This window comes from Luteolibacter ambystomatis (assembly GCF_018137965.1).
GTDB lineage: Bacteria > Verrucomicrobiota > Verrucomicrobiia > Verrucomicrobiales > Akkermansiaceae > Luteolibacter > Luteolibacter ambystomatis.
Map to the genome: position 1 here is coordinate 2,472,240 of NZ_CP073100.1, position 24,653 is coordinate 2,496,892.

The 24,653-nt window shown below is 62.6% G+C and carries 15 protein-coding genes and 2 pseudogenes; 10 read left to right on the forward strand and 7 right to left on the reverse strand.

The features are described from left to right. Nucleotides 1-59: 59 nt before the first annotated feature. The gene (locus tag KBB96_RS09475; RefSeq protein WP_211634453.1) at nucleotides 60-1,253 is read left to right on the forward strand and encodes an aspartyl protease family protein; all 1,194 of its coding nucleotides are present in this window, start codon (nucleotides 60-62) and stop codon (nucleotides 1,251-1,253) included. A 475-nt stretch (nucleotides 1,254-1,728) separates the two neighbouring features. Here the strand turns inward: KBB96_RS09475 and KBB96_RS09480 are convergent, their stop codons facing one another. The 3 genes and pseudogenes from KBB96_RS09480 to KBB96_RS21315 form a co-directional block, all read right to left on the reverse strand. Next, nucleotides 1,729-3,585, reverse strand: coding sequence for an ABC transporter ATP-binding protein/permease (locus tag KBB96_RS09480; protein ID WP_211634454.1), 1,857 nt, complete (start codon nucleotides 3,583-3,585; stop codon nucleotides 1,729-1,731). 406 nt (nucleotides 3,586-3,991) lie between these two features. After that, nucleotides 3,992-6,076 (reverse strand): WD40 repeat domain-containing protein, encoded by a 2,085-nt coding sequence (locus KBB96_RS20980; RefSeq protein ID WP_226373727.1) that lies wholly within the window; start codon nucleotides 6,074-6,076, stop codon nucleotides 3,992-3,994. 390 nt (nucleotides 6,077-6,466) lie between these two features. Further along, nucleotides 6,467-6,619 (reverse strand): annotated as a pseudogene (locus tag KBB96_RS21315) (hypothetical protein); the annotation flags it as partial. Here KBB96_RS21315 and KBB96_RS20990 point away from each other — a divergent pair. After that, a complete protein-coding gene (locus tag KBB96_RS20990) occupies nucleotides 6,548-6,886 on the forward strand; it encodes a hypothetical protein (RefSeq protein WP_226373728.1) in 339 nt (112 codons plus the stop codon). The pseudogene KBB96_RS21315 and the gene KBB96_RS20990 sit on opposite strands and share 72 nt — an antisense overlap. Nucleotides 6,887-7,024: 138 nt before the next feature. Here the strand turns inward: KBB96_RS20990 and KBB96_RS21320 are convergent. After that, nucleotides 7,025-7,489 (reverse strand): annotated as a pseudogene (locus KBB96_RS21320) (toll/interleukin-1 receptor domain-containing protein); the annotation flags it as partial. Between the two features lie 315 nt (nucleotides 7,490-7,804). On the opposite strand from KBB96_RS21320, the gene KBB96_RS09490 reads away from it, so the two are divergent. The 8 genes from KBB96_RS09490 (at nucleotide 7,805) to KBB96_RS09525 (ending at nucleotide 22,008) form a co-directional block, all read left to right on the forward strand. Continuing rightward, the gene (locus KBB96_RS09490) at nucleotides 7,805-9,655 is read left to right on the forward strand and encodes a hypothetical protein (RefSeq protein WP_211634456.1); all 1,851 of its coding nucleotides are present in this window, start codon (nucleotides 7,805-7,807) and stop codon (nucleotides 9,653-9,655) included. 270 nt (nucleotides 9,656-9,925) lie between these two features. After that, complete coding sequence (locus tag KBB96_RS09495) at nucleotides 9,926-11,740, forward strand: hypothetical protein (protein ID WP_211634457.1); 1,815 nt, start codon at nucleotides 9,926-9,928, stop codon at nucleotides 11,738-11,740. A gap of 46 nt (nucleotides 11,741-11,786) precedes the next feature. Further along, the gene (locus tag KBB96_RS09500) at nucleotides 11,787-12,587 is read left to right on the forward strand and encodes a hypothetical protein (protein ID WP_211634458.1); all 801 of its coding nucleotides are present in this window, start codon (nucleotides 11,787-11,789) and stop codon (nucleotides 12,585-12,587) included. 42 nt (nucleotides 12,588-12,629) lie between these two features. Next, nucleotides 12,630-14,405 carry an alpha-L-fucosidase gene (locus KBB96_RS09505; RefSeq protein WP_211634459.1) on the forward strand — a complete coding sequence of 592 codons (1,776 nt, stop codon included), beginning with the start codon at nucleotides 12,630-12,632 and terminating at the stop codon, nucleotides 14,403-14,405. 48 nt (nucleotides 14,406-14,453) lie between these two features. Continuing rightward, nucleotides 14,454-20,576 (forward strand): RHS repeat domain-containing protein, encoded by a 6,123-nt coding sequence (locus KBB96_RS09510; protein WP_211634460.1) that lies wholly within the window; start codon nucleotides 14,454-14,456, stop codon nucleotides 20,574-20,576. Then, nucleotides 20,573-20,815 (forward strand): hypothetical protein, encoded by a 243-nt coding sequence (locus KBB96_RS09515; protein ID WP_211634461.1) that lies wholly within the window; start codon nucleotides 20,573-20,575, stop codon nucleotides 20,813-20,815. Before KBB96_RS09510 ends, KBB96_RS09515 begins: the two co-directional genes overlap by 4 nt. Before the next feature lie 63 nt (nucleotides 20,816-20,878). After that, nucleotides 20,879-21,364 carry a hypothetical protein gene (locus KBB96_RS09520; RefSeq protein ID WP_211634462.1) on the forward strand — a complete coding sequence of 162 codons (486 nt, stop codon included), beginning with the start codon at nucleotides 20,879-20,881 and terminating at the stop codon, nucleotides 21,362-21,364. 143 nt (nucleotides 21,365-21,507) lie between these two features. Continuing rightward, the gene (locus tag KBB96_RS09525) at nucleotides 21,508-22,008 is read left to right on the forward strand and encodes a hypothetical protein (protein ID WP_211634463.1); all 501 of its coding nucleotides are present in this window, start codon (nucleotides 21,508-21,510) and stop codon (nucleotides 22,006-22,008) included. A gap of 577 nt (nucleotides 22,009-22,585) precedes the next feature. Here KBB96_RS09525 and KBB96_RS09530 read toward each other — a convergent pair. The 3 genes from KBB96_RS09530 to KBB96_RS09540 all read right to left on the reverse strand — a co-directional run bounded on the left by KBB96_RS09530 (nucleotide 22,586) and on the right by KBB96_RS09540 (nucleotide 24,556). Next, nucleotides 22,586-23,485 carry a PDZ domain-containing protein gene (locus tag KBB96_RS09530; protein ID WP_211634464.1) on the reverse strand — a complete coding sequence of 300 codons (900 nt, stop codon included), beginning with the start codon at nucleotides 23,483-23,485 and terminating at the stop codon, nucleotides 22,586-22,588. A 77-nt stretch (nucleotides 23,486-23,562) separates the two neighbouring features. Continuing rightward, a complete protein-coding gene (locus tag KBB96_RS09535; protein WP_211634465.1) occupies nucleotides 23,563-24,039 on the reverse strand; it encodes a hypothetical protein in 477 nt (158 codons plus the stop codon). Beyond that, a complete protein-coding gene (locus KBB96_RS09540) occupies nucleotides 24,026-24,556 on the reverse strand; it encodes an RNA polymerase sigma factor (RefSeq protein ID WP_211634466.1) in 531 nt (176 codons plus the stop codon). Before KBB96_RS09540 ends, KBB96_RS09535 begins: the two co-directional genes overlap by 14 nt. Nucleotides 24,557-24,653: the final 97 nt, after the last annotated feature.

Here is a 24,653-nt window from a genome sequence, read left to right on the forward strand (position 1 = left end):
GAACAAGATCCCGGAATAACGAATCGCATTCCCCACCGAAACGGGGATCATCGGAGTTCATGATGCGTTTCCACCTGCGGTTGCTGCCAGCGGTTTGCGTTGGAGTTGTTTGGACGGCGTCGTGGTTGCCGGCACTCCATGCGAAGGCGTCCGATCGCGCGGAAGAGGAAGCGGCGGATGAGAGAATCCTTTGCGAGGGACTCGTTCCTCCGGGACCGGTCAAGCCGCTGGTGCAGGCGGAGATCGCCGGGAAGGATCACCTGTTCATCTTCGATACGGGCAGCAGATATCCGCTGTTGATCGACAGGGAGATCGGGCCGGCGCTTGGTGAGATGATCCGGGAAGCAGGGAGCAAGGAGCACGCGCAGGGCAGCTATGCCTTGCCGGAGGTCAGGCTCGGCGAACTGTCACTGCCGCCTGCTGAACGCCCGGGCGTGGAGATCGGGATGATGAAAGGAACATTCGGAATCCAACTGGATGGAATCATCGGCTGGCCGGTCTTGGCCGGAAACACCTTGTATCTGGATCATGACCACAACCGGTTCGGGATCATCCGGGGGGATTGGCGGCTCTCTCCGGATGCCACCAGCATTCCGATCCTGGAGGAAGACAACCGGCCCTATTTGAAATTGGAGATGGGAGGTTCGGTCGTGAAATTCCTCGTCGATACCGGAGCCGATTCCGTCGTGAGCTTCAACGACGGGGAATACGACCGGCTGGTGGAGGAAGGCTTCATCCAAGCCATCGGAAACAACCAGAAGACCTTGAACAGCGACGGGGTGCATCCGGTCCGGAATGGAGTTTTCCTGAAGGGCACCCTGCTGGGAATCGACCTGAAGGGACTCCGCGTCACCACGAATCCCAGGGTCGAAAACATTCTCGGGGAGTTGCTCTTGATGAAGCTGAACGTGGCGATGTCCCGCAGCGCGCTGAGATTCGCCTACGAGGCCCGGAAGAATCCGGAGGCGCCGGTTTCAACCGATCTGATGCTGGGAATCATCTTCGCCTATCAAGGCGGGCATCCCACCGTTTTGAGATTGAAAGGCGGAGGCACCGGAGAGGCGGCGGGCCTGGAGATCGGGGATGTGGTTTCTTCGATCGCGGAAATGGGAGAGCGTCCGATCCATGCGATCACACTGAACGAGCTGTGCCGGGAGAAGGCGGGTCAGACAATCCATCTCAAGATCACCAGGAACGGAGCGCCCTTGGAGAAGGAGATGAAATTGCCCGCGGCGATTTCCGCGTGGAATTGAAGATCGCGGCCACCGCTGAACAGGAGGTGATGTGGTCGAAAGCTCTGCTTTCGATTGGGGGGCGGCTCGATGGTGAGGGAGGGCCGGAGGACGGCTGGAGTCCATCCACGAAGAGGGAAAGCGGAGCTTCCCCCTACATCGCTTACTTCGCGCGCGGGGATGCGCTGCCCTCGTCTTCGTCCGGTGGGACGATGTGGTCGAAAGCTCTGCTTTCGATTGGGGGGCGGCTTGATGGTAAGGGAGGGCCGGAGGACGGGTGGCGTCCATCCCCGAAGAGGGAAAGCGGAGCTTCCCCCTACATCGCTTACTTCGCGCGCTTGGCGGGCGGGAATGCGCTGCCATCGTCTTCGTCCGGTGGGACGATGTGGTCGAAAGCTCTGCTTTCGATTGGGGGGCGGCTTGATGGTGAGGGAGGGCCGGAGGACGGCTGGAGTCCATCCCCGAAGAGGGAAAGCGGAGCTTCCCCCTACATCGCTTACTTCGCGCGCTTGGCGGGCGGGGATGCGCTGCCCTCGTCTTCGTCCTCATCCTCGGCGACAGAGGTCGGGGCGGCGGGGCGATGGGTGGGCGCGGGGCCGTAGAGGCACTCGGTGGAGGCCACGGGGGCGTCCTCCTCGTCCTCCATGAAGAGTTCCTCGGGGACGGCGCGGATCTGCGGGGCGTAGGTCCAGGTGGCGTCCGGATTGATCTTCAGCACGGCATCGAAGACCTCATAGGCCTCGCCGCTGCCGCCGAAGGTGACGCTCCCCTGCCCCATGCGGCGGAAGGTGGTGAGCACGCGGGCGAGCTCGTCCTTCTTCAGCGTGGTGCCGGGGCGGTCGAAGATGATGAAGTCCGGGTTCGCGGCGATGGCGCGGACGCAGGAGATGAGCTGCTGCTCCTCCAGGGAGAGGACCTCGCCCCACTCGCGGACGACATCGAGCCCGCCGACGCGGGTGATGGTGCCGCTGAGGCCGAGCTGGCGGATGGCCTGGCTGGTGCGGAGGTCATTGATGCGGAAGTCTCCACCCTCCACGTGCAGGATCTGGCGCAGCGTGCCGGTGGGCAGATAGGGGCGCTCCGGCAGGAGCATCAGGTGGTTCTCCTCCGGCATGACCACGGCGCCCTCGCCGCGCTCCCAATCTCCGGCGAGGAGGTGGAAGAGCGCATGGCGGGCGGGGCCGTTGGTGCCATTCACGAGCATGTTCGCACGCTCCGGAACGATGAGCTCCAGCCCGCGCACGAGCGGCAGGCCGGTGTCCGGCGCGAGGAGATCGAGCGCCTCGAAGCGGAGGCGGCGCGGCTCGCGGCGGATCTCGATGGCGGCGTTCTTCGGACGCTCCGCGGCATTCTCAATGGAGGTGGCTAGCTCGCTGAGGCGGGTGATGACGGCGGCGAAGGTGGAGATGGATTGGAACTGGGTGACGATGAGCGAGAAGGCGCCGAGCAGCGTGGTGAAGGCCATGGCGGACTGGGTGATGACGCCGAACTCGACCTTTCCGGCGAAGAACAGCGGCGCGACGATGAGCGCGGGCAGGATCTGGATGCCGTAGTTGTAGCCGGTGGTGAAGAAGGAGAGGTTCCGGTTCACCGCGATGATGCGGCGCGCGTTCGCGGCCCAGTCGCCGATGCGCTGGGAGAGGCGGTTTTCAAAGAGCGGCTCGTTGTGGGTGATGGCCACCTCATCCGCATGCTCGCGGAGGTGGACGAGCTCGGAGCGGAAGTTCGCCTCCTTGTCGGACTGGCGGAAGTTCAGCCCGATCAGCGGCCGGCCGAGACGGATGGCCATGAAGGTGCCCACGCTTGCATAAAGCACGGCGACGAAGAACAGCAGCGCGCTGATGGACCACAGCACGCTGGAGAAGGCGATGACGGTGAAGGTGCCATTCAGGATCAGCAGCACGAAGCTGAGCGAGGTGGTGGTGAAGGACTTCACGTCCTCCGCGATGCGCTGGTCCGGATTCGCGACCTTTTCCATGCCGTGGCTGCGCAGCGAGTGCTTCAGGTAGGCGCGGGTGAGCGTGCGGGTGAGGGACTCGCGCCAGAGCAGGCCGAGGCGTTCCTCGCAGAAGCGGAACCACACGGCGGCCACGGTGGTGACGGCGAAGACGAGGACGTAGAGGATGGCCTGCTGGGTGAACTCCGCGGCCTGCCGCTGCTCGATGGCGGACATGAAATTCCGGCCCACGTAGCTGTTCAGCACGTTCAGGCCGCCGATGACGACCATGAGGGTGAGCAGGAGGATGAACAGGCGCTGGCCCTTCCCCCCGGTATCGGAGGCCCGGAAGGCGCGCACCACCTGCATGAAGCGCTTCCGGGTGAGTCGATCGATTCTGACCTTTTCCAGACCCATGGTAGTATCTGTTATGGACCGGTGAAATCCCTCTGCCAAGCCATTTGGAGCGGATGTCGTTAATTTTTCCTTACGTCCTTTCAGACGAGGTTCTTTCAGTTGGAGGACGGGGGTTTTTACGGGGGCGGCAGGTGGCTCCACTGACAGAAGACACCCGTCCTGCCTAACATACCATACACGCGATGAGGGGTGGGTGAATATCCGTACGCGCCCGCCACCTCGGGAACCGGAGAGCCTGCGGATTTGCCGGTGTCCGGTTTTCAGGTGATATTGGGGAAGCCTGCGCTCATTCGTGATCGGAGCTGGAAGACGCGCGCAGGGTGGAGAGCAGGGCCATCGCCTCCCCTTTTCATGGTTCCTCGAAAGGAGCCGATCCCGGTCATGGATGACCGGGTCGGCATCCGAATCACTCTTCCTCTTCCTTCAGTCCTGCCGAGGCCTTCTCCGTCACAGCCGAGAGTGAAGGAAGGCGGGCTTCAAGAGCTCGGATTTTCAAGACGAGGCCCGGATCACATTCGGAGAGATGACGGAATTCCTGAAGATGAAAAGCATGCTGCTGCACTGTCTCGGCATCGGTTTCCTGTTCCCATTCTGCAATCTGCTGCGAGTAGTCGGCGAAGATTTTTTCCCGCAACCCGGCGTTTACCTCGTCGATCAATCGATTCAACTCCGCTTGACCGAACAAACGTCCTCTCAATTCAGATGAAGCACGGAGGAGATCGATCCTATCCAAAGAGGCATCGGACTCCTTCCCGATCCCAATGACTGTTTTCTCCCACCTCCTGATATTGTCCCCGGTCTCGGCCAGAAGCTTCTTGCGAGCGAATGGTGACAACATCCGCTCGTCCGGCCTGGCCAGAATAAAGCGCGCGATCTTGCGAACCGGCGAATCGGGAGACGCCTCCACCCTCGCCCGCAGCGCGGCAAGTCTCGGAGAGACGTCCCGGATGCGCTGGACCGCCCCGGCAGCATCGAGTTCCCGATGGCCTACAACACGGGCGAGTTCGGGCAACCAACCCGGCATGGAACCGGTCGGAGCCGGGGTGTCGTAGGCGATATACTCCCCGATGCGAAGCCGCTGGCCATCGGCTTCGAATGCCATCATCGCCGCAGGGGCAACCGCGGAACAGCGGGCTTCAATCAGGGGGCGACCGCTCGCCACCTCGAAGACACCGATTCTGCCTCCATTGTCCATCGCATCGGTCGAGAATGAAACGGCAAGACGGCGGCCATCGGGAGAAAAGGCAAGTTGGAGGGGTTTTCGTGCCCCATCCAACGGCGGTCCCATAGGAGCCAAATCCCGGGTGCTGTAGGTGCGGATCCGTCCTCCGACATTGAACCCGGAGGCTACCGCAAACCCGCTCGAATCCGGGGTGAATGTAATATCCTTGAAGGGTAGTTCCGTGGAAATCCGACCTACCGTTTTTTTGGAAAGAAGATTCCATAGGACCGCCTCTTCCGATCCTCGTTCATCACGGTACATGCCAACAATCAGCCAGCGACGATCCGTCGAGCGAACCGCGTGGTATTGGAAAATGCCATCTGAAGTGATCGGGATCATGGTCCGGACCTGATCCCGGGCAGCCGGAAAGTTGATCAACTGGTCCAACAAGTCCTGTGGAAGCGCGGCACAGTCCAGCGGCACGTCTGCTGGAAATTTAATTGAGGAATCCGGCTTTTCCGCTTCATCGCCGGGCTCTCCGAACGATAGCGAACCATCATTTGAATCCGAGGCAGCAGGGGAACCGGAGGATCCATCGGGGTCGTGGAGCATTTCCGAGGATGCTTCCGTGGAAGCGGCCCACCACACATGTGCCATGCCGTCGTCGCCGAGAGTCATCAACAGAGCACCATCGGCACTCCTGCTCGCCCCTGTAACAAGCCCCTTGTGTTCCATCCGTTGGGAGGTCGCCCGAGTGCCCTTGTAAACTTCAGCCGCCGTTTCCCAAGTCCTGGCATAACCAAAGCCTGCTCCGCGGTGATTCGCCACGGACATGAACCGGCCATACCCCCATTGCACGATCCTCTCCACCGGCATCTCGTGGGCAGCCTTCAATCGATCAAGAACCTGATAACGATCCGGATCGTTATCGTCCAAATCGTCCAACCAAAGCCGGACTTCCCCATTGTCATCCGCCGTCAGGATCGATGTTTGCCTATGGCCACTCTCGATGATCGCGGCATCACGGACCCAAGCTTCACAAGACAACGGCCGCGAGGCCAGACTGTCCGCCTGTTGTTCGGCGACAAGCGCCATGCCCGTATGGGTGTCCCAAAGGCGCACATAGCCGATCGCATCGACTCCCGCTTCTTTGACCGAAGCATCCGCATAGCTGCCACAGGCCACCATGAGACGATCACCCCGTTCATCGAATGCGATGGTGGAAATCACGGGACCAAAAGTACGGCCCACCTCCCAGAGAGGGAACCGCGGCTGGTTGGCTTTCGCATCCCACAGTTGGATCGTATCCTCGAAGCCGAGTGCCAGCACAGGCTTCGTGGGATGCCACACGACCAGACTCGCAGCCTGCCCGGCGCGGAGCTTGCTTCCGGAAGCGGCTCCCGTGCGTGCATCCCAAAGCCGGGCATAGCCGGGAACAGGTGGAGCGTTTCCGGTATCCTCGTCATCCGGCTTGGGAGGCTGCCTTGTTCCGGCACAAGCAGTCGCAAGCAGATCACCCGCAGGACTGAAGGACACATCGGTGACGAGCTCGTCGTGCGTCAGATCAGGGCCGAGCTGCTTGCCACTGAGGCTGTCCCACAACTTCACCGCTTTTGCCCCGGCTGTGGCGATACGGATTCCATCCGGGCTGAAGGCCGCCTTCAGCAAGGGTCCGCCATGGGAAAAGGTGTGATGCAAGCTGCCATCCACAGCGTTCCAGACTTTCACGCTCCCACCCTTGCCCGCGGTGAAGATCCAGCGGCCATCCGGGCTGAACGCTCCTGCCACCAGCGGCTCCCCGTGATCGAGCGCGAACTTTTCCGCCGGCCAGTTCCGGTACAGCAGCAGGCTCAGGAGACGGCTGGCCGCCATTTCATTGGTGGGATCGCTCTCGATCGCCCGGGCGAGAAAAGCCAGTGCCTCCTCATCCCGATCATTCCGCGAAGCCAGGGCGGCCTGTTGGCAATCCGTCTCGCTGAGCGTGCGCTGGGCACGGTTGCGTTCAAGGATCGCGGTTTTCCTCTGTTGCTCGGCCCGCCATCCCATCAGGACCGCAACCACAAGCAGCATGGCGAGGACAACAGCCACAGCGGAAACCACTCGTTGGCGTATCGTGTTCTGCTTCGTAAATTCAAATGAACCCAACAACGCTCCGAGAACCTCGTCGGACGGTCCTTGGCTCAACTGGGGCTCCTTTTCGGGAATCCAAATCACATCGGCTTTTCCCCTCAGGCGCTTCGCGAGTTCTCCATCCAACGGTGCATCATCCAGAGCGCGGCCGATGCTGATCGGGATGATCCGGGGATCCTTCCAGACTTCCACATAATGATCGAACTCCCGCGGCATGTAGATGCTGTGCCGGAGCGCGCCCGGTGACACGATCATGACCAGCGCGCTGCTGCGGTGCAGCGCGCTCCGCAGGGAGGCCTGAAGAGCCTCGCCCGGCGGCATCTCCTTCGAATCGAGAAAACAGCGGTATCCCAAACCATGGAGCGCCTTTTCCAGCGCCGCGGCATATGTCATCCCGTCGCTCCGGGAATAGGAAATGAACACATCGAATCTGAAGATCCGGTTGGTGATGTTGCGGACGATTTTCATCAGCTCGGGGGGAGAGGCTTGCACAGGACCATTGCCACAGGTTTGCGGGGATCTCCGTCTTCCGAGGAGGTGCATCGCGAATCCCATGGTTGCCCAGGATCGGTGGATCATGACTGGAAGAGCGCGTCTTGGCGAGCATGACATCGCACCCCGGCCGGATTTCCTGATGCATCGTTAGATATCATTCACCATCAAGGCGATGATCTTCCAGAGGCGGCATGCGTCTGCCAACACTACCGCAGATCATCGCCTCCCCGGCCGGACCAGGCATACGGGGAACGCATCCATGGCACGGGGCGTCCAATGACATGTTTGTCACAATACCGGAAATTCTTTGTCACATATTCTTCACAGGGCGGTTCGTTGACAAAACCAGCCGTCTCCAACGATATGCCACGGATTCGTCGCCTTTCTCCGCCTTTGGCTTCGTTTCCTTTGTTTTCCGTTTCCTTTTCCACCATGAAACCCCGTTTCTTCCGCTCCGTCCTGCCCCTGGCCCTTGTCATCTCCATGCCACCGCTGGCAAAGGGGGGAATCACGGATACCGACCTGAGCATCGGCAGTTCCAATACCGTCACGGCTTCGTCGGGTGCCGGAGCCTTCGGCCAGGGAAACACCGTCAGTGACAAGTCCGTCGCCATCGGATACAACTCCGAGGCGAGCGGAAAATCGATCGCGGTGGGATCCGGCAGCCATGCCACCGACCGGTCCGCCGCCTTCGGAAACGGCACTTATGCGGACGAAGGCTCCCTCGCGACCGGTTTTTCGGTGCAGGCTTACAAGTCCTCTCTCGCGGCGGGCAGCAACGTGTTCCTGTCTTCGGACACCCGCCAGACCTTCGCCTCCGGCGATACGATCTCCGTCTATCACGCCGCCACGTCCGGAGTGATCGGCACCTACAACGGCATCAACCTGGCTCCCTATGATGAAAACGCGGAGGTTTCCGCCGGCAGCGAATCGGATTCGTTCATCGCGGGCTACTCGAACCTGATCCTGCGCGGCGTGTCCCGCAGCGGCCGCGCGAATGTCCTTCTCGGCCAATACAACATCATCGACACGACGGCGGCGGGTTTCTCCCAGTACGAGGCCTCCGTGCTGCTGGGCAGCAACAACACCAGCTCCCAGACAGAGTCCTGGGCGCTGGGCAAGGGCAACATCGCCCAGACGCGCACCGTGACGCTCGGCACCTACAATGCCACCGTTTCGGATGCCTCGCTCATCATCGGCAACGGCACTTCCGACAGCGTGCGTTCCAACGCGCTGGTGGTGCTGAAGAACGGCAACGTCGTGATCCCCGGCGGCTCGCTGACCATCGGCTCGGAGACGGCGATGACGCCGACCTCCGTGGGCAGCTATCTCACCACCAACAAGTATCTGACCCGCCAATACGGCACCGGTAGTACTTTGAGCGGCGGCGGTCTGCTGGCGATCGGAGACGGAGCCTATGCCACCGGCTCCCGTTCCATCGCTCTCGGGAGCAGTTCATCCTCCACCGGCACAGGCTCCGTCGCCCTGGGGGACAATGCCCAGGCACTCGCCATGTCTTCCGCAGCCCTTGGTGTCGGCAGCATCGCCGAACAAGCCGGAAGCCTGGCGCTCGGCAACAGTGCCAACGCGTTGGGAACATACTCGGTCGCCCTGAACGCCATCGCCGGGGGGAACTACTCCTTCGCCGCGACCAATGGCATCCCGGAAGGCGTGGGCGCGACCGCGATCGGCGCCGGCTATGCGGTGGGGGATGGCTCGATCGCGATCGGCGGATGGGACATGAGCGTCCCCGGCTACCCCCAGGGCAGCACCTCCCTGGGTGTGCATTCCACGGCCATCGGCGGCCTCCTCGCCACGGCGGAGGGAGACTACACCTTCGCCAGCGGTTACATGACCAACGCCACCGCGGCCTATTCCACGGTGCTGGGCAGTTCCAACCGCTCCGCCAGCGGCCTCTATCTCGCGCCCGTGGATCTCACCACCTGGAGGGACAACGAGGTCCTCTTCGAGCTGGGCAACGGCGAGCCGGACCACAGCCCCGCGCAGTATTCCAATGCCATCACCACGCTGAAGAACGGCCGCACCACACTGACGAACAAATACTGGGTCAGCACCACTCCCACGGTCGTCCCCTCCTCCACCGACGCCACCTCCGGCACCGCGCTGGCCGTGGAAGGCCACACCGATCTGAAGGGCAATGCCCAAGTGGCAGGCAAGACGACGCTCAACGGCGAAACCACTGTAAACGGCAAAACCGTCCTGAACGGCGAGGTCATCATGGCCAATGCCCAGGGCGACATCTCCATGGGCATCTACGAGTGACCCCGTAGCCAACAAGGCGGTGTTGCTCCTCCGACTTTGCCATGGGACCGGAAAAGCAAATCTCCCGCAAGGCACCGGCAGGTGGGAGTCATTTGCGATGATATGGCCGAAATTGCTACCAGAGATCCACAGATGATAGTCCATGGAAGACCGCCTTCACATATTTTTCACAGACCGGATCATTGACATTGGTCACTGGTTCCGGCGGGATCCGGGCACCAATATCCTTTGGTTTTTTCCGATCAATTCGCCCTCATCCCCTATTTCCAGATGAAAACCCGGCTCTTTTCTTTCCTTCCCCTTGTTTTCACTGCCGCCCTCTCCACGCTGGCGACCGGCACGAATATCAATGTCACCGATGGTCTGAACACCGGTGCCAACAACGTGGTGGATACCACGGAGAAGTCCATTGCGATCGGCAACTACAACACGGCTTCCGGAAGCAGCATCGCAGGCGGGATCAAGTGGATGAGCGATACCACCACCACTCCGAACTGCGTCGCCTCCGGAAACAGCATCGCGATGGGGATCTACAATACCGCTTCCGGAAGCAGCATCGCCATTGGCGCGCCGGATTCGGGAGATGCGGCCATGAATCCGAACAATGTCGCCTCCGTCTCCAGCATCGCCGTGGGCACGCATGTCTCCGCGACCAATTACAGCGCGGCGATCGGCGAATACCAGGCGAACCTCGGATGGGCCAGCGGAACCTTCGGCAGCAACCAGACAATCGACCCCGACAGTTACGCCGCATTCGCCTTGGGCTACGAAAACCACATCCTAAGCTCGCTGGGTCTGGTGACGGGCCAGAACAATACCATGGAGTATGAGAGCGGCTCCTTCATCGCGGGACAGAACAATGCCATCTACACCGAGTCCGGCCATACCTACTCCGGCTCCGGCAACCTCCTGCTGGGCCAGTCCAACACGCTGACAAAAACCGCCAATGGTCCGAACGGGACGATCCTGATCGGCACCTACAACGAGACCTCGGATTCCGGGGCCATCGCCATCGGCCGCGGCAATCTCGCACAGGCGGAGACGATCACGCTCGGCCATTTCAACGCCACCGTCTCCGGTGCCACCCTCATCGTCGGCAATGGCACGAGCACCAGCTCCGGAGACCGCTCGAACGCGCTGGTGGTGCTCAACAACGGCAACGTGGTGATTTCGGGTTCACTCACGGTGGGCGGGTACTCCGCCGTCACTACGAACTACCTCTCCACGAACAAATATCTCAAGCAGGCCTGGGGTTCCGGAGCCACCACGAACGGCACGGGTCTGCTTGCGATCGGGGATTGGGCTTCCAGTGAGGGTTCCAGCAGCATCGCGATCGGACATGGCACGGGAGCGACAAGCGGCGGAATAGCCATTGGAGATGCCGCCGGAGCCAGCGCCGTAGGCTCGATGGCTATCCAGGCATCCAACGCCTTCGGCGACTATTCCTTCGCGGCAGGCGGCTCGAACTCCACGGGTGATTACTCGTCCGCGTTATCCGGTGGCTATGCACCTGGAACTGCCGCATTCGCGGTGGCCGGAGGACAGGCTTACGGTGAAGCTTCCACCGCCTTGTCCGCAGGGACCGCCAATGGCGATGGAGCAATCGCCATCGGCGGCGTCGATGTGTTGAGCTATATCGCAAACACCGCGGAAGGTGATGGCTCTGTGGCAATCGGCGGATACCAGAACATCGCCAATGGCAAATACTCCTTTGCCTCCGGCTACAAACTCACCACGGAAGCACTGGCACAGACAGCGCTCGGTTCGCGAAACCTCTCCGCCGGCGGCCTGCTGACCGCCGCAAACCACACCTCGTGGGTGAATACCGAGGCGCTCTTCGAATTGGGCAATGGCAACCCCGGTGCCTCCCCCGCCGAGTATTCCAACGCCATCACCACGCTGAAGAACGGCCGCACCACGCTGACGAACAAGTTCTGGTCCTCTTCCGCGCCACTGGACACGCCGTCCGATGCCACCGCGTCCTCCCATGGCGATGCCCTCGTCGTGGAAGGCCACACCCGCCTGAAGGGCAGGGTCCTCCTCGATGAAGCGCAGGGGGACATCTCCATGGGCATCTACGAGTGATCCCGTACTTCCGCCAGATTCCCGTTTTCCATCTCCCTTCATCCTCATGACCGGCCACCTCTCCGCGCGCACGCGCCTGCTGCTCCCCGCCCTGCTGGCGGCCAGCATCACCACTCCAGCCCCTGCCGTCGCCCCCACCTGGTGGTCGAACGGCACCCCGCCGGTGATCGATCCCGCCGCCACTCCGGAGAACCACGGCGTGGCGAACATCGGCCAGGCCAAGTGGGTGGCGAAGAACGCGCTGGAGACGCTGCGGAGCGTGGTGCCGGACGTGGCGGAGCAGGTGGAGGCGGATCTGGTCGGCTCCGGGAAGCCGCTGGCCTCCTGGGATGCTCCCGTCACCCAGGCGGAAAAGGACGCGCAGCGCGCGCCGCTGCTGATCGGCCAGCTCAAGGCGATCGCCGCGCCCTTCTACGCACGGATCCACGCGGTGGCCCCCGATTGGCTCGCCACGGAGCGCGATTACTACGAAATGCCCTCCACGGGCACGTTCTATCCGTGGACCGCGACGACAGCCGATGACCAGAACAAGGCCGTGGCCACCATCGGCCAGCTCAAGGCGGTGTTCTCGCTCGACTTCACGGTGGATCGTGAAACCGGAGCGGATGCCGATGGCCTGCCGGACCTGTGGGAGTACCGGTGGTTCCAGCAACTCCATGCCGCCGGCACCGGCGACAACGACGGGGACGGCATCAGCAACGCGGACGAGATCACGAACGGCACGGACCCGAACAAGGCGGACAGCGATGGCGACGGTCTGCCGGACGATGTCGATCCCCATCCGCTTTCTCCGGAGGGAAGCGACTTCACCGCACCGGCGCTGATGGTGACCAGCCCGCTGCAATAGGCCCGGCAGACGGTCCCCTCCTCCTTCCCCGTTTCCTTTCCCATGCATCCGTTCGCTTTCCAGAAGTGGCGCATCCTTGCGGCCGCCTCCCTGCTGCTGGCAGCCGGCGCCGCCGCCCACGCCGCACCCGCGCCAACTACTACGATTCCAGTAACCAAGGACGACCCGCGCAAGGCGTGGTGGCGTGACGCGAAGTTCGGCATGTTCGTCCACTGGGGCGTCTATGCCGTCCCCGCGGGCGTGCATGATGGCAGGCCCGTGCGCCACCTGGGCGAATGGATCATGTGCCACGGCCGCATCTCCCGGGAAGACTACCGCAAGTATGCGGAACGCCTCGCGCCGGACGGCTACCAGCCGGGGACCTGGGTCGATCTGGCCGAGCAGGCGGGCATGAAGTACATCGTCGTCACCGCGAAGCACCACGACGGCTTCGCGCTCTTCGACTCGAAGGTGTCCGATTGGGACGCGGTGGACGCCACGCCGCGGAAGCAGGACCTGCTGATGCCGCTGGTGGAGGAATGCCGGAAACGGAACATGCCGCTGGGCTACCACTACTCGCAGGCGCAGGATTGGTACCATCCCGGCGGCGGCACCTACGGCCAGCCGTGGGATGAAAGCCAGAAGGGCTCCTTCGACGACTACCTCGCGAAGATCGCCGTGCCGCAGATCAAGGAACTCTCCGAGCGCTACGGGCCGATCGCCTGCATTTTCTTCGACACGCCCGTGGGCATGAATGCCTCCCGCGCCGCCGCCGTGCGCGCCGCGGTGCCGCCCTCCACGCTCATCAACGACCGCCTCAGCCCGGGCACGCCCGCGGATTTCCGCAGCTATGAGAACGCCCTGCCGCGCGAGCTGATCCCCGCCGGAGACTGGGAACTCTGCCTCTCCTGCAATGACACGTGGGGCTACAAGAGCAACGACCAGCATTGGAAATCCGGCGCCTCCCTCATCCGCCTGCTCAGCGAGACCTCCTCGCGCGGCGGCAACATGCTGCTCAACGTGGGACCGGAAGCGGACGGCCGCATCCCGGATGCCGCCGCCAGCACCCTGCGCGAGATCGGCGGCTGGCTGCGCGTGAATGGCGAGGCCATCTACGGCACCACGCGCTCGCCCTTCCTGCCGATCCCGTGGAATGGCGGCTGCACGCAAAAGACCCTGCCCTCCGGAGACACCGCCATCTACGCCCATCTGTATGAGCAGCCGAAGGACGGCAAGGTCCTGCTGCCCGGCCTCACCAATGCGATCGTCTCCGCGGAGCTGCTGGCGGGCGGGCGCAAGGTGCCCTTCACCCGCTCCGGGAATTCATGGAGCCTCGATCTTCCTTCCGATGCCACCGCCTCGCCGGTGCGGATCGTGAAGGTGGTGGTCAAGGGCGCGCCGGTGATCGAGGAACGCGCGCTTGAGCCGGATGCGGACGGACGCATGACCCTCGGCGTTTCCATCGCCCGCCTGCAGGGCACGAAGATCCGCCTGGAGCGCCAGCCCTCCACCATCGAGCAGAACATCGGCTTCTGGACGGAGGTGGCGGACACCGCCGAGTGGAACATCCAGCCTGCCGCCACCGCGGACTACGGCACCACCTGGGACATCGCCTGCGCCGCGGACTCCTCCGGCTCCATCCTCGCCATCGTCCAGGGGGACAAGGAACTCGGCCGCTTCGAGATCCCCTCCACCGGCTCCTGGAACGAGTTCCAAACCGTGGCCGGCCCCACGCTCAAGCTCACCGCCGGAGCCTCGAAGCTGCGCCTCGTCCCTGTCTCCAAGCCCGGCCTGGGCGTGGTGAACCTGCGTTCGCTCACGCTCGCGAAAACCCGCTGACCTCCTTCCCCACCCCTTTCCTCCGACCCTCTTCCTCTCCTTCCCATCATGAAGCGTTTTCCCGTTCACCCGCTGCTCGCGCTCCTGGGCATGCTCACCGCGACCCTCGCTCCCGTGCTGGGAGCAGACTGCAACTGTGCGAAGCCGAAGGTCCGGCTCTCAGCCAACCATATCCTGTACACCGAGGACCCGGTGACCCATGAAAAGGTGGATGAAGTCAAACTCAAGTTCCAAGGCCCCGGTGACGCCACGGCCGCGGAAATCAAAAGTCCGACCGAGAAGGAACTGAAGCGGGATACCGTTTACGCGCTCTCCATCGAGGTGGCTTCGCCATCATCGATCATGTGCGATCCCAACGTACACCTGAACTTCCCCCACTGCACCATCGAGTATTCGATGGACGAGGGAGCCACCTGGCTGTGGGGAACGACCGCACGGATTGTCGTGGGGGAAATCCCGGGCGGCGGCGGATACACCTACACGCCGTCACGGGTGCTCATCCGGGTCGCGGGGCCGAAATCCGACAAGGCGGCCGGCACTTCCGGCACGGGCAGCCAGGCCACCATCTCGGCGAGCGCGGCGGAGTTCTCTCCCCCGGAAGGCCCGGCCGGCATCACCCAAAAGGCTCCCGGCATGGGCTATGAGATCCCGCTGGGGTCCGCCCTGGTGGGTGGAGGCTACCGGTCCGCAGGCTACCTGGCGAAGTATGGCACGGTGTCCTCGTCATTCGCCTCTCCGGCGGGAATAGAAGTGGACGCGCTCACGGAAGTCACTTCCGGGATCTCACCGCTCGTCAGCCAATACTCGCAATTGAACGGGGCCAGTGAGGTGGAGGAATCCCACATCATCGCTCCGGAAGGTGTCTTCCGCGTGAGAGGCTGGGATTCAGGCAGCTCCGCTGCGACCGATCTGGAGGGAGCGGCCGCCACCTTGGTGGAGGTCTACACACCGGCCCAATACAACGCTTCCTCCCATGCCTTCAGCGGGACTCCCCACAGCTACTACCGGATCGAGGTGGCCACGGGGAACGGGCTCGCCGCCGGAGTGAAGATGACCGAGTCCAATCACGGGGTGGTTCACACCTCCAGCTTCCAAGCCAGCACCGATGGTCTGCAACTCCGCACCCGCAAGGACGCCATCGTCACGGAAACCATCACGGTGCCCCCGGCTTCCTCGGAAACCTCCTGGCAGCAGCACATCCTCGAAAAACGGGATGGAGTCACGATATCCGACACCACCAACACCTACGAGCTCCTGGCATGGGGTTACGAAATCACCGAAAGCACCGTCGATCCCGACTCCGGCGAATCAGGAGACGAGCTGACCACCTATACGACCTTCTATTCGGACGGCAGGCTCCAGACGGTTTCAAACCCGGACGGCTCATGGGTCTATCACGAGTATTCGACGATCGATCCAACGGTCAAGACGACCTACTCGCCATGGCTGTCCGAATCCACCATGACCGTCACCGGAGGTGTGGTGTCGATGAGCGGCCCGGTGGTCGCCACGACTTCATCCGGTTCGGTGACGGACACCCGCCTGACGACCGTGTATGCCGGCGGCGCGGGGACTCCCATCGCGTATGAGACTTCGTCCGGGTCCGGTTATACCTCCGGAGGAAAGTCCTACTACTACTCAGCCTCCGGCCAGGTGCGATCCCTGGATGGCTCGGGCGGCATTCCGCTGGCCCTCTCAAATCCGGGAGTCATCGCCTCCTACAGCATCACCCACGGCGAGGATGCGGACCCGGTGTGGCTCAGCAGCCGCACGGCCATGTCCTGGGATGCTTCCGGCAAGGGCAGCCTGTGGGAATACGAAAAGGGTGACTGGGACTCCTCCAGCGGGTTTTCCGCGGATCCGGATGGCGCGTTCCTGCGCACGTCGGTCTCCAGTGGATACGTCGGCGGAGATCCGTCCGTTCCCCACGGCCCGTCCTCCTTCACGCATGTCCCCTCCCACAGCACGAAGCAGGTGACCATCGACGGTCCGAACGGCGTGGTCCGGGAGGAGCAGCAGATCTGCAATGGCTCCGGAGTCTATGAGGTCGCCCTGGCGAAGGATTACGAGTACGAGACGGCATTCCCCTATCGTCCCACGGGATGCAAAACCAATGGCGTCTATGTTTCGAAGACCGAGTACGTCAGCCCGCTGGTCATCCGCCAGTGGAATGAAGAAGGCGCGATGACTGAAACCGAGACCGATGCCTCCGGAGAGGTCATCCGCACCACCACATCCGGCAACAGCACCGTCCCTGCGGTGACCACCACTTACCGCCGTTCCGGTGCCACCACCACGACCTTCGTCAACGGCGCGCGGGTTTCGGTGGAGACTCTTGATGCGGCCGGACGGACAATTCTCTCTCAGGATGCCACGGGAGCGAAGGTCGAGACCAGCTATGCGGATGGCGGCAGAACCGTGACCCGCAAGGCCCCCGGCAACGTGAGCGTCACGGAAAGCCTCCACTACGATGGGAAGCTCGCATCGAAGGAGGGCAATGGCACCGTGCCGGAGTTTCATGACTATTCCGTGGATGCCACGGGACGCCTGACCCACACCACCATCCTCGGCACGGAAACCGGCCTGCGCCGCGTTTCGGTGGTCACCAATCTGGATGGCTCCACCTCGGAGCAGATCTCGCCGGATCCCGCGGGAGGAGATCCCATCACCGTGACCTATGAATACGCGGACGGCATCCCCGTATGGCTCCGGATGACCTCCACCGCCGCCAATACTCCGGACCAGGTGCGAAGCTCCCCGCTGGTCTCCGCGGAGGCGCTGATGGGCCACTACTCTCTCTCCGGCGTGGAAACCGATGACAACGGACCATCGGTTTCCAGCGGGGACAGGCTGACGGAAACATCATCCAGCTTCGTCAAGGAAAGCGGCGTGTGGTTCCTGGAGACGGTGAAGAAGGCATTCCACACCGATGATTCCACGGACGCCTACGTGGTGACCTCCCGGAACGCGGTGACGCCCTCGTCCGTTTCATCCAGCCATGGCTCCGGCCTGCAGTGGGTATCCACGAAGACGGACGGAACCACCACGACCACCCTCCACAAGGACGTGTATTTCGACACGGCGACCACCGTGGTTTCCTCCGATGACTCCGCGACTTCAATTTCCCCGGATCAGGTTTCCATCAGCCAGTATGGCAAGACCATCTCGAACTCGGTCTACGGGTCAGCCAATCCCGAGACCATGGCATACGATGCGGCGGGCCGGTTGATCCGCCAGACATCCGCCCTGGGGGCGATCACCACCAACTTCTACAATTCCGCGGGCCAATTGGAGAGCACCACCGATCACGAGAACAAGACCACCCGCTACGCCTACTATGCGCCGAACGTGGCCTCCGCAGGCCAGTTGAAGGAAACGACCAACGCCGCCTCCGAGACCGAGCAGGTCTCCTACAATGCCATGGGGCTGCTCACGGAGGTGAAGGGAAGCGGCACGAACCGCATCACCTACACGTACAACACGCTGGGTGAACGAACCGGCATGCGGACCTACCGGACCTCATCGCCAAGCGATCCCGGCGACCTGACGGAATGGGAATACGATGCAGCCACCGGAGTCCTCAAGAGCAAGACGGACGCCGGGAGCCATGAGGTGGCGTACGTCTACGACTCCGCGGGCCGCATCCAGACGCGGACATGGGCGCGGGGCGGAGACACCGGCTACAGCTACAATGGATTCGGCGATCTGACCGATATCGTCTATGACGATCCGATGACTCCGGATGTGGCCATCTCGCGGGATCGCCTGGGACGCCCGGCCATGATCACGGATGGCAGCGGCACCCGCACCTCGTCCTACCATTCCACCACCGGCGGGCTGGATCTCCTCACCTACGATTCATCCAGTCCCCTCGCATCTTTGGAAATAGACTACACCTGGGACTCCTCCCTGCGGGGCAACGGCCATGCGGTATCCGGCGGAGGACCGTCCGTCACCAGGACCTTCGACACCGCCGGACGCACGCTGGCGGTCACCGGCGGCGGCAGCACGCATACCTCGGCCTACCTCCCGGGCACCGCGATCCTCTCCACACGGGCGACCGCCTACTCCTCCACCACCGTGCTGAATCGCACGGACTATCATGACAGGCTCGGACGCGTGACCGGCACCCAGGTGACCAATGGCGCCAGCGCCACGGTCAGCCGCCATGGCTATGCCTATGATGCCGCGGACCGGCGCACCCGGAACCGCCGGGAGAACAACCAGTTCTGGGACTACAGCTATGACAGCCGCGGACAGGTGACCGCCGCCACGAAGAAGTTCCCCAACTCCGATGCCATCCCGGGGCACGCGTATTCCTATGCCTATGACAGCATCGGCAACCGAACCTCGGCGGTGATGGGCGGCGGTACCGCCGTAGCCTACGAGGCGAACGCGCTCAACCAGTATGCGGAGATCGAAACCCCCGGCACCCGCTGGATTCTCGGCGAGGCTCCCGTGGCCGACGCCGTCACTGTCAATGGAGCCACCGCAGCCCGGGCCGGCGGCCTGGGATTCTTCTCCAAGCAACTGACGGATACCAATACCACGCCGCTCTGGAGCAATGACACGATCGTGAGCAACGGCGTGACCGTCACGGGCCACACCTGGACTCCCGCAGCCACCTTCACCCCGTCCTATGATGCCGATGGCAATCTGACCAATGACGGCCGCTGGAACCTCACCTGGGACAAGGAAAACCGGCTCGCGCGCATGGAGACCACGTCCGCAGCCGCCACTGCGGGAGTCCCCCGCACGCGGCTGGATTTCACCTACGACTCCCAGGGGCGCCGGGTCGCCAAGTCCGTGGAGTCTTCCACCGATGGCACCACCTGGACCTTCGTGAGCAGCCGCCGGTTCTTGTACGACGGGTGGAATCTCATCGCCGAATACACCGCTCCCTCCGCCAGCTCCGGGACATTGACCCTGGACGCATCCTACACCTGGGGTGACGACCTCTCCTCCTCCCCGCAGGGAGCGGGCGGCGTGGGCGGGCTGCTGGCCGTCCAGCTCTATGGAGGCACCACCGCCACCTACTATCCCGCCTACAGCGGGAGCGGGGACGTGAATGCGTGGGTGGACACCAGCGGCAGCGTGGTGGACCGGCGAGACTACTCCCCCTTCGGGCAATTGGTGACCCACTACAAGCTCACCGGAGGAAGCACCCCGGCGGACCGCCTGAACTTCGGCTTCAGCACGAAATACACGGACTCCGAGACCGGCCTTCTCTACTATGGATACCGTTATTACGATGCCCGCAACGGTTCATGGCTGTCGCAGGACCCGTCCGGAGAACTGGGTGGGGCGAACCTCTACAACTTCTCCGCCAACCGGGGCATCAATGCCATCGACGTCCTGGGCCTCTACATCCACGAGGCGGGCGTGATCGGACCGGCGGAAGCGGTCCGGGGTATCTCGGGTGCTGAAAAACCTGCCGAGTCGGATTTCATCAAAGCCCAGGCGGTCCTCATGACTTTGCCGATAACTCCAACCGACGCGCAAAGCGTCGGCCTGGCACTCCGGTTAATGACCCGGGCCGGTGCCCTGCATACCGTGTCGAAGTTCTATGACCACAACGTGGTGGATGGAACAATGACCGCCGGTCCGGGGAACCGCTGGGTGTTTACTTGCAAATATGGTTGGATTGACATGGCTCACTACTACAATACCGCCAAAATCGCCTATGTTACGAATCGTGCGGTTTCATACGTGGCTTCCCTGGCCAATGAAGTGGCCCAACTGAGCGTGAAGCTTGAAAGACTGTCAGGCGTCCCCATTCTTTGGTATGGAACCTTCCTCAATACCTCTGAGAGCGCCTATACCGCTGAAGATTTGAACAGCAACTACCAGGGTGCCAATTATGGTGGAAACAAGTCTTGGATGGATCTTGCCCAAACCTCCACCTCGACCTCCCTCTCATCGTCGGGCTCGACGTTGGGCAGGGATTTCAGGACGTTCATGAGAAGCGCGGGCGCAGTCGAGACCCGTCGCGATCCCGTGGTTTTGACCATACTCAAAACGGATGCAAGCGGCTGGCATTCCGGTTCGTTCTATAATTTGCCAATGACCTTCACCCGAGGCGACTCCCTGAGACTGCAACGAGGCCGCATTTCTTACCTCTGCCTCTGCGACGGCCTTGTTCCCAGATCCGCAAAATGGACGTACAAATGAACAACAATGACGACAATACCGCGATCCTTTTGACGTCGATCATCGTGGCGGCATCTTCGCTGGCCCTCCCCTTCATTTTGCCAATCGTATTTTCGTTGGTGGGCCAGTTGATCCTCAGGGACGAAGGCTTGGCGATGATCGGAGCCCTATTGGGCTTCTCTTTGGGGATAGCTGGAACCGTCATGTCCATCCAGTGGTCGATGCGGTATTATCGCAAAAATTCGAACAAAGATCGCTGAGCATCCAATGACTTCACCGGGAAGTGAGGTCCACCGCAGCAGGGAAAGAGAAAGGAATTGCCAATGATCAAGGATCCACAAGCCCTGTTCGCGACGATCGTCTGGACCACCGCGGCGGCATGTCTGCCGGTGGTCCTGCCTCTGGCCCAGTGGATCCTGGGGATGAAAGTCCTGGGGGATGTGGCCAACTTCTTCCTGACGCTCACCCACCTCGCCGTGGGCATCGCGGTGTTCTGCCTGGTCCTCTGGTTTTCGATCACCTACTATGACTGGCGTACCAGACCTCCGGAGCGGCAGGACCCTGCGATGTTCAAAAATCCGAAGGCCCTGACCGCGGCGATTCTTTGGACGATTCCCGCCGCATACATGCCTTGCGCCCTGACCATCGCCCTTTCCCATCTGGGAGGGTTTCTCCGCGAAGGGATGCTTGGCATGCTCCTGGGCGGCGTGGGCTTTTTCCTGGGCATCGCGGGGTTTCTGGCGGTCCTCGGTTATTCGATGTTCTACTACCGCAGGCGTACTCAGCCGATGGCGGCGGGGGGGATCTGATGATGATGCGGCCAAGGGGCCGGAAGAGCGGCCGGGCCTTGTGTTTCGTATTTCGGTGTTCCACTGCCACGGGCACACCTGATAGAAGGGGGATGCGGCATCCGGTCTTTCCGACGCCGGACATCAGAGAACCCCATCCGACCATGAAAGTGAAAACGTGCTTTGCAGCCTCCCTCTGCCTGTTGTGCGCGGGAGTCCGTTCCCAGGCTTCCCAGGATCAGCTCGTGCAGGCATTGAGCGCCGATTGGACCTTTGAGGACGATATCAAGGCATCCGTCAAATTGGATGAGGCGGGCGTGGCCTTCAAATCGATCCGCATCCAGATCAAGGACAAGAGCATCGAAATCCCTCCGGCCGAGTTCAAGGACCTGCGTTACCCCGATGTTTCCCGAATCACCTTGATCAAACTCACATCACTCACGGACGGTCCGATGAAATGGGCTGTGAAGATCCACTATTTCTACGACACCTATACGTGGGGAGAGGCTTGGTCGGAGGTCACCTTCCATCTTTCGGACACCGAATATCTCTCCCGGGAAACCAAGATCCCGACGGGAAAGGACACTTGGAAATACGTATCCAAGGAGAAGGGCAAACCTGAAGCTTCCAGCGGAACCGGAGGCAAGGTGGAAGGGATCAAGTAGGCTGCGGGTTCGGCCTCGTCAGCCGTCGCCAACAGGAGCTGGCGGCGGCAGGTCGAAAGCGGAGCTTTGACTACATTGTAGGGGGAAGCTCCGCTTTCCCTCTGTGGCGGTGGACGTCACTTGTCCTCCAAGCTCCCTCGCTTTCATTCCGGCCGCGTTCAGATCGAAAGCGGAGCTTTCGACTACGTTGGGGTCACTCGTCCTTCAGGCTCCCTCCCCTTCGTTCCAGCCGCGTTCAGATCGAAAGCGGAGCTTTCGACTACATTGGCGTCACCCGTCCTTCAGGCTCCCTCCCTTTCATTCCGGCTACGCTCAGATCGAAAGCGGAGCTTTCGACTACATTGGGGTCACTCGTCCTTCAGGCTCCCTCCCTTTCATTCCGGCCGCGTTCAGATCGAAAGCGGAGCTTTCGACTACGTTGGGGTCACTCGTCCTTCAGGCTCCCTCCCCTTCGTTCCAGCCGCGTTCAGATCGAAAGCGGAGCTTTCGACTACATTGGGGTCACTCGTCCTTCAGGCTCCCTCCCTTTCATTCCGGCCGCGCTCAGATCGAAAGCGGAGCTTTCAACTACATTGCCTCACTGGCCCTCGGCGACCGATGGCTGGGGCGGGATGACGCGGGGGCGCGGCGGGCGGACGCTTTCCATGCGGCCGTCCAGGGCATTGTCGAGGCCGCGGCGGAGGGCTTTGACGCGGATGCGCCAAGCTTCCGGGACGGCGGAGACATCGCAGTCGGCGGGGAGATTGCCGTTGAAGACGAGTTCGCCGGTGGCGTCGATGATCCGGAGTTCGTAGCCCTTGCCATCCGCGATGCGCTTGAGGGAGGCGCGGCCGTCATCGAGGGCAAGGCTGGCGGTGCGGCTCTCGCGGTTGATGATGCGGGTGACGAGGCCGTCATCCTCGCGCATGAGGACGTTTTCGACGGGGCCGATGGGCAGCGGGCGGTTGAGCGGGTAGGAGCCGATGATGACGGGAAGCTCAAGGGCGCGGCCGCTGCGGAAGAGGGCGAGATTGACGGTGTCTCCGGGGTGCTTCTGGCGGAGGAGGACGGCGAGCTGGCTTTCGTTGACGAGGAACTGGTCGCCGAATTTCCAGATGACATCGAGCGGCTGGAGTCCGGCGAGGGCGGCGGGGCCCTTGGCCTCGACGGCTTGGATGGTGAAGCCCATGCCGAGGGGGAGGTCCGGGAGGTGGGAGCGGGTGGTTTCGTCCGGCTTGGCAAGACTGAAGCCGAGCCAGGCGGGCCCCTGGACGGTGTCTCCGGGCTTGCCGAGCCCGAGGCGGGCGGTGTCCGGGGTGGGCGCGCCGGTGTCCTCGCCGGAGCCGGCGGGACGCGGAGTCTCGATCCCGGTACCCGGGAAGGGGGCGGTGGAAACCGCCGGTGCCTTTTCATCCGCCTGGGCGCGCTCCGGCGGCTCGGCGGCACGGGTGCCACTGAGGAGGAGGGCGATGGGAAGGATGAAACGGACGAGCTTCATGAGGCGGACGGAGCCGGACGGCGGCGGGAGAGGAATTTGAGATTTGAAATTTGAGATCCCGGAAGGAGGCCGGAGGCTCAGAAGGAGCTGACGGGCATGAGGAGGGTTTCATCGCGCGGCTCGGAGACGCGGACGGTGTAGCCGGTTTCCCGGTCCTTGAAGGTGTTTTCACCGATGGTGTGGACGCGGACGGCCTGGCGGATGGAGCCATCGGGATTGGCGATCCAGCCTTCATCGGACATGGACTCGATGCGATCCGCCTCGGAGAGAAGCTGGAAGCCGGCATCGGCATCCGGCGCGGCGGCGAAGTGCGGGGCGGTGGTCCGGGCGGGGCCGCCGGTATGGAGGAAGGCGGGAATGGCGAGGATGCCGGCGATGGCGGCCGCGGCGGAGAGGCCGATGACGGGGCGGCGGTACCAGGGGACGACCTTGGCGGCGGGCAGATCCGCGGCGAGGGCATCGAGCATGTCCTCGATGGAGCGCTGGCCGGACACGCTCATGGCGGTCGGCATCAGGCGGGCCAGGGCGGCTTCGATGGGATCAGGCGTTTGCATGGCGTTCGTCCTTGAGACGGCGGAGTTCGTGCGCGAGCTGGTCGAGGGCGTAGCGGTAGCGGGAGGCGGCGGTGTTCGGCGAGATGGCGAGGGTCTCGGAGATCTCGGCGAAGGTGAGGCCGCCCCAGGTCTTCATGACGACGACCTCGCGGAGCTTCGGGCTGAGACGCTGGACGGCGTCCCGGAGAAAGACGGCTTCCTCGTCCTCTTCCAGCGCCGGATCGAGCCAGACGTCCTGGAAGTCATTGAGGTAGATGACGGATTCCTCGCGGTTGCGGCGGCGGGTTTCCGAGCGGTGGTGGTTGAGTCCGCAGAAGCGGATGGTGGAGAAGGCGAGCGGGAGGTCCGGCGGGGTGGCGCCTTTGTCCGCCTGGTAGTTCCAGAGACGGAGGATGGCTTCCTGGACGAGGTCCTCGGCGTCCTGGCGGCACTGGCTCCAGCCGCGGGCAAACAGGAGGAGACGTGGCCCGTTCTCGACGAGCCATTGTTTCCATTCCTTAGCCAGAGCGTGCGCCATTCATGGGAAAAATGCCGTGAGGGGGCCGGTTTGTCTGCAAAATGTTCGGGATTTTTCCAGGGAGGAGCCGGGGAAAAGCGGGCCATTCCAAAGGGGG

Excerpts from the sequence above, each read along its gene's own strand:
- KBB96_RS09475 (WP_211634453.1), top strand. The coding sequence starts at position 60 with ATGATGCGTTTCCACCTGCGGTTGCTGCCAGCGGTTTGCGTTGGAGTT.
- KBB96_RS09520 (WP_211634462.1), top strand. The coding sequence starts at position 20,879 with ATGATCAAGGATCCACAAGCCCTGTTCGCGACGATCGTCTGGACCACC.
- KBB96_RS09525 (WP_211634463.1), top strand. The coding sequence starts at position 21,508 with ATGAAAGTGAAAACGTGCTTTGCAGCCTCCCTCTGCCTGTTGTGCGCG.
- KBB96_RS09500 (WP_211634458.1), top strand. The coding sequence starts at position 11,787 with ATGACCGGCCACCTCTCCGCGCGCACGCGCCTGCTGCTCCCCGCCCTG.
- KBB96_RS09495 (WP_211634457.1), top strand. The coding sequence starts at position 9,926 with ATGAAAACCCGGCTCTTTTCTTTCCTTCCCCTTGTTTTCACTGCCGCC.
- KBB96_RS09530 (WP_211634464.1), bottom strand. The coding sequence starts at position 23,485 with ATGAAGCTCGTCCGTTTCATCCTTCCCATCGCCCTCCTCCTCAGTGGC.
- KBB96_RS09510 (WP_211634460.1), top strand. The coding sequence starts at position 14,454 with ATGAAGCGTTTTCCCGTTCACCCGCTGCTCGCGCTCCTGGGCATGCTC.
- KBB96_RS09490 (WP_211634456.1), top strand. The coding sequence starts at position 7,805 with ATGAAACCCCGTTTCTTCCGCTCCGTCCTGCCCCTGGCCCTTGTCATC.
- KBB96_RS09505 (WP_211634459.1), top strand. The coding sequence starts at position 12,630 with ATGCATCCGTTCGCTTTCCAGAAGTGGCGCATCCTTGCGGCCGCCTCC.
- KBB96_RS09480 (WP_211634454.1), bottom strand. The coding sequence starts at position 3,585 with ATGGGTCTGGAAAAGGTCAGAATCGATCGACTCACCCGGAAGCGCTTC.
- KBB96_RS09540 (WP_211634466.1), bottom strand. The coding sequence starts at position 24,556 with ATGGCGCACGCTCTGGCTAAGGAATGGAAACAATGGCTCGTCGAGAAC.
- KBB96_RS09515 (WP_211634461.1), top strand. The coding sequence starts at position 20,573 with ATGAACAACAATGACGACAATACCGCGATCCTTTTGACGTCGATCATC.
- KBB96_RS09535 (WP_211634465.1), bottom strand. The coding sequence starts at position 24,039 with ATGCAAACGCCTGATCCCATCGAAGCCGCCCTGGCCCGCCTGATGCCG.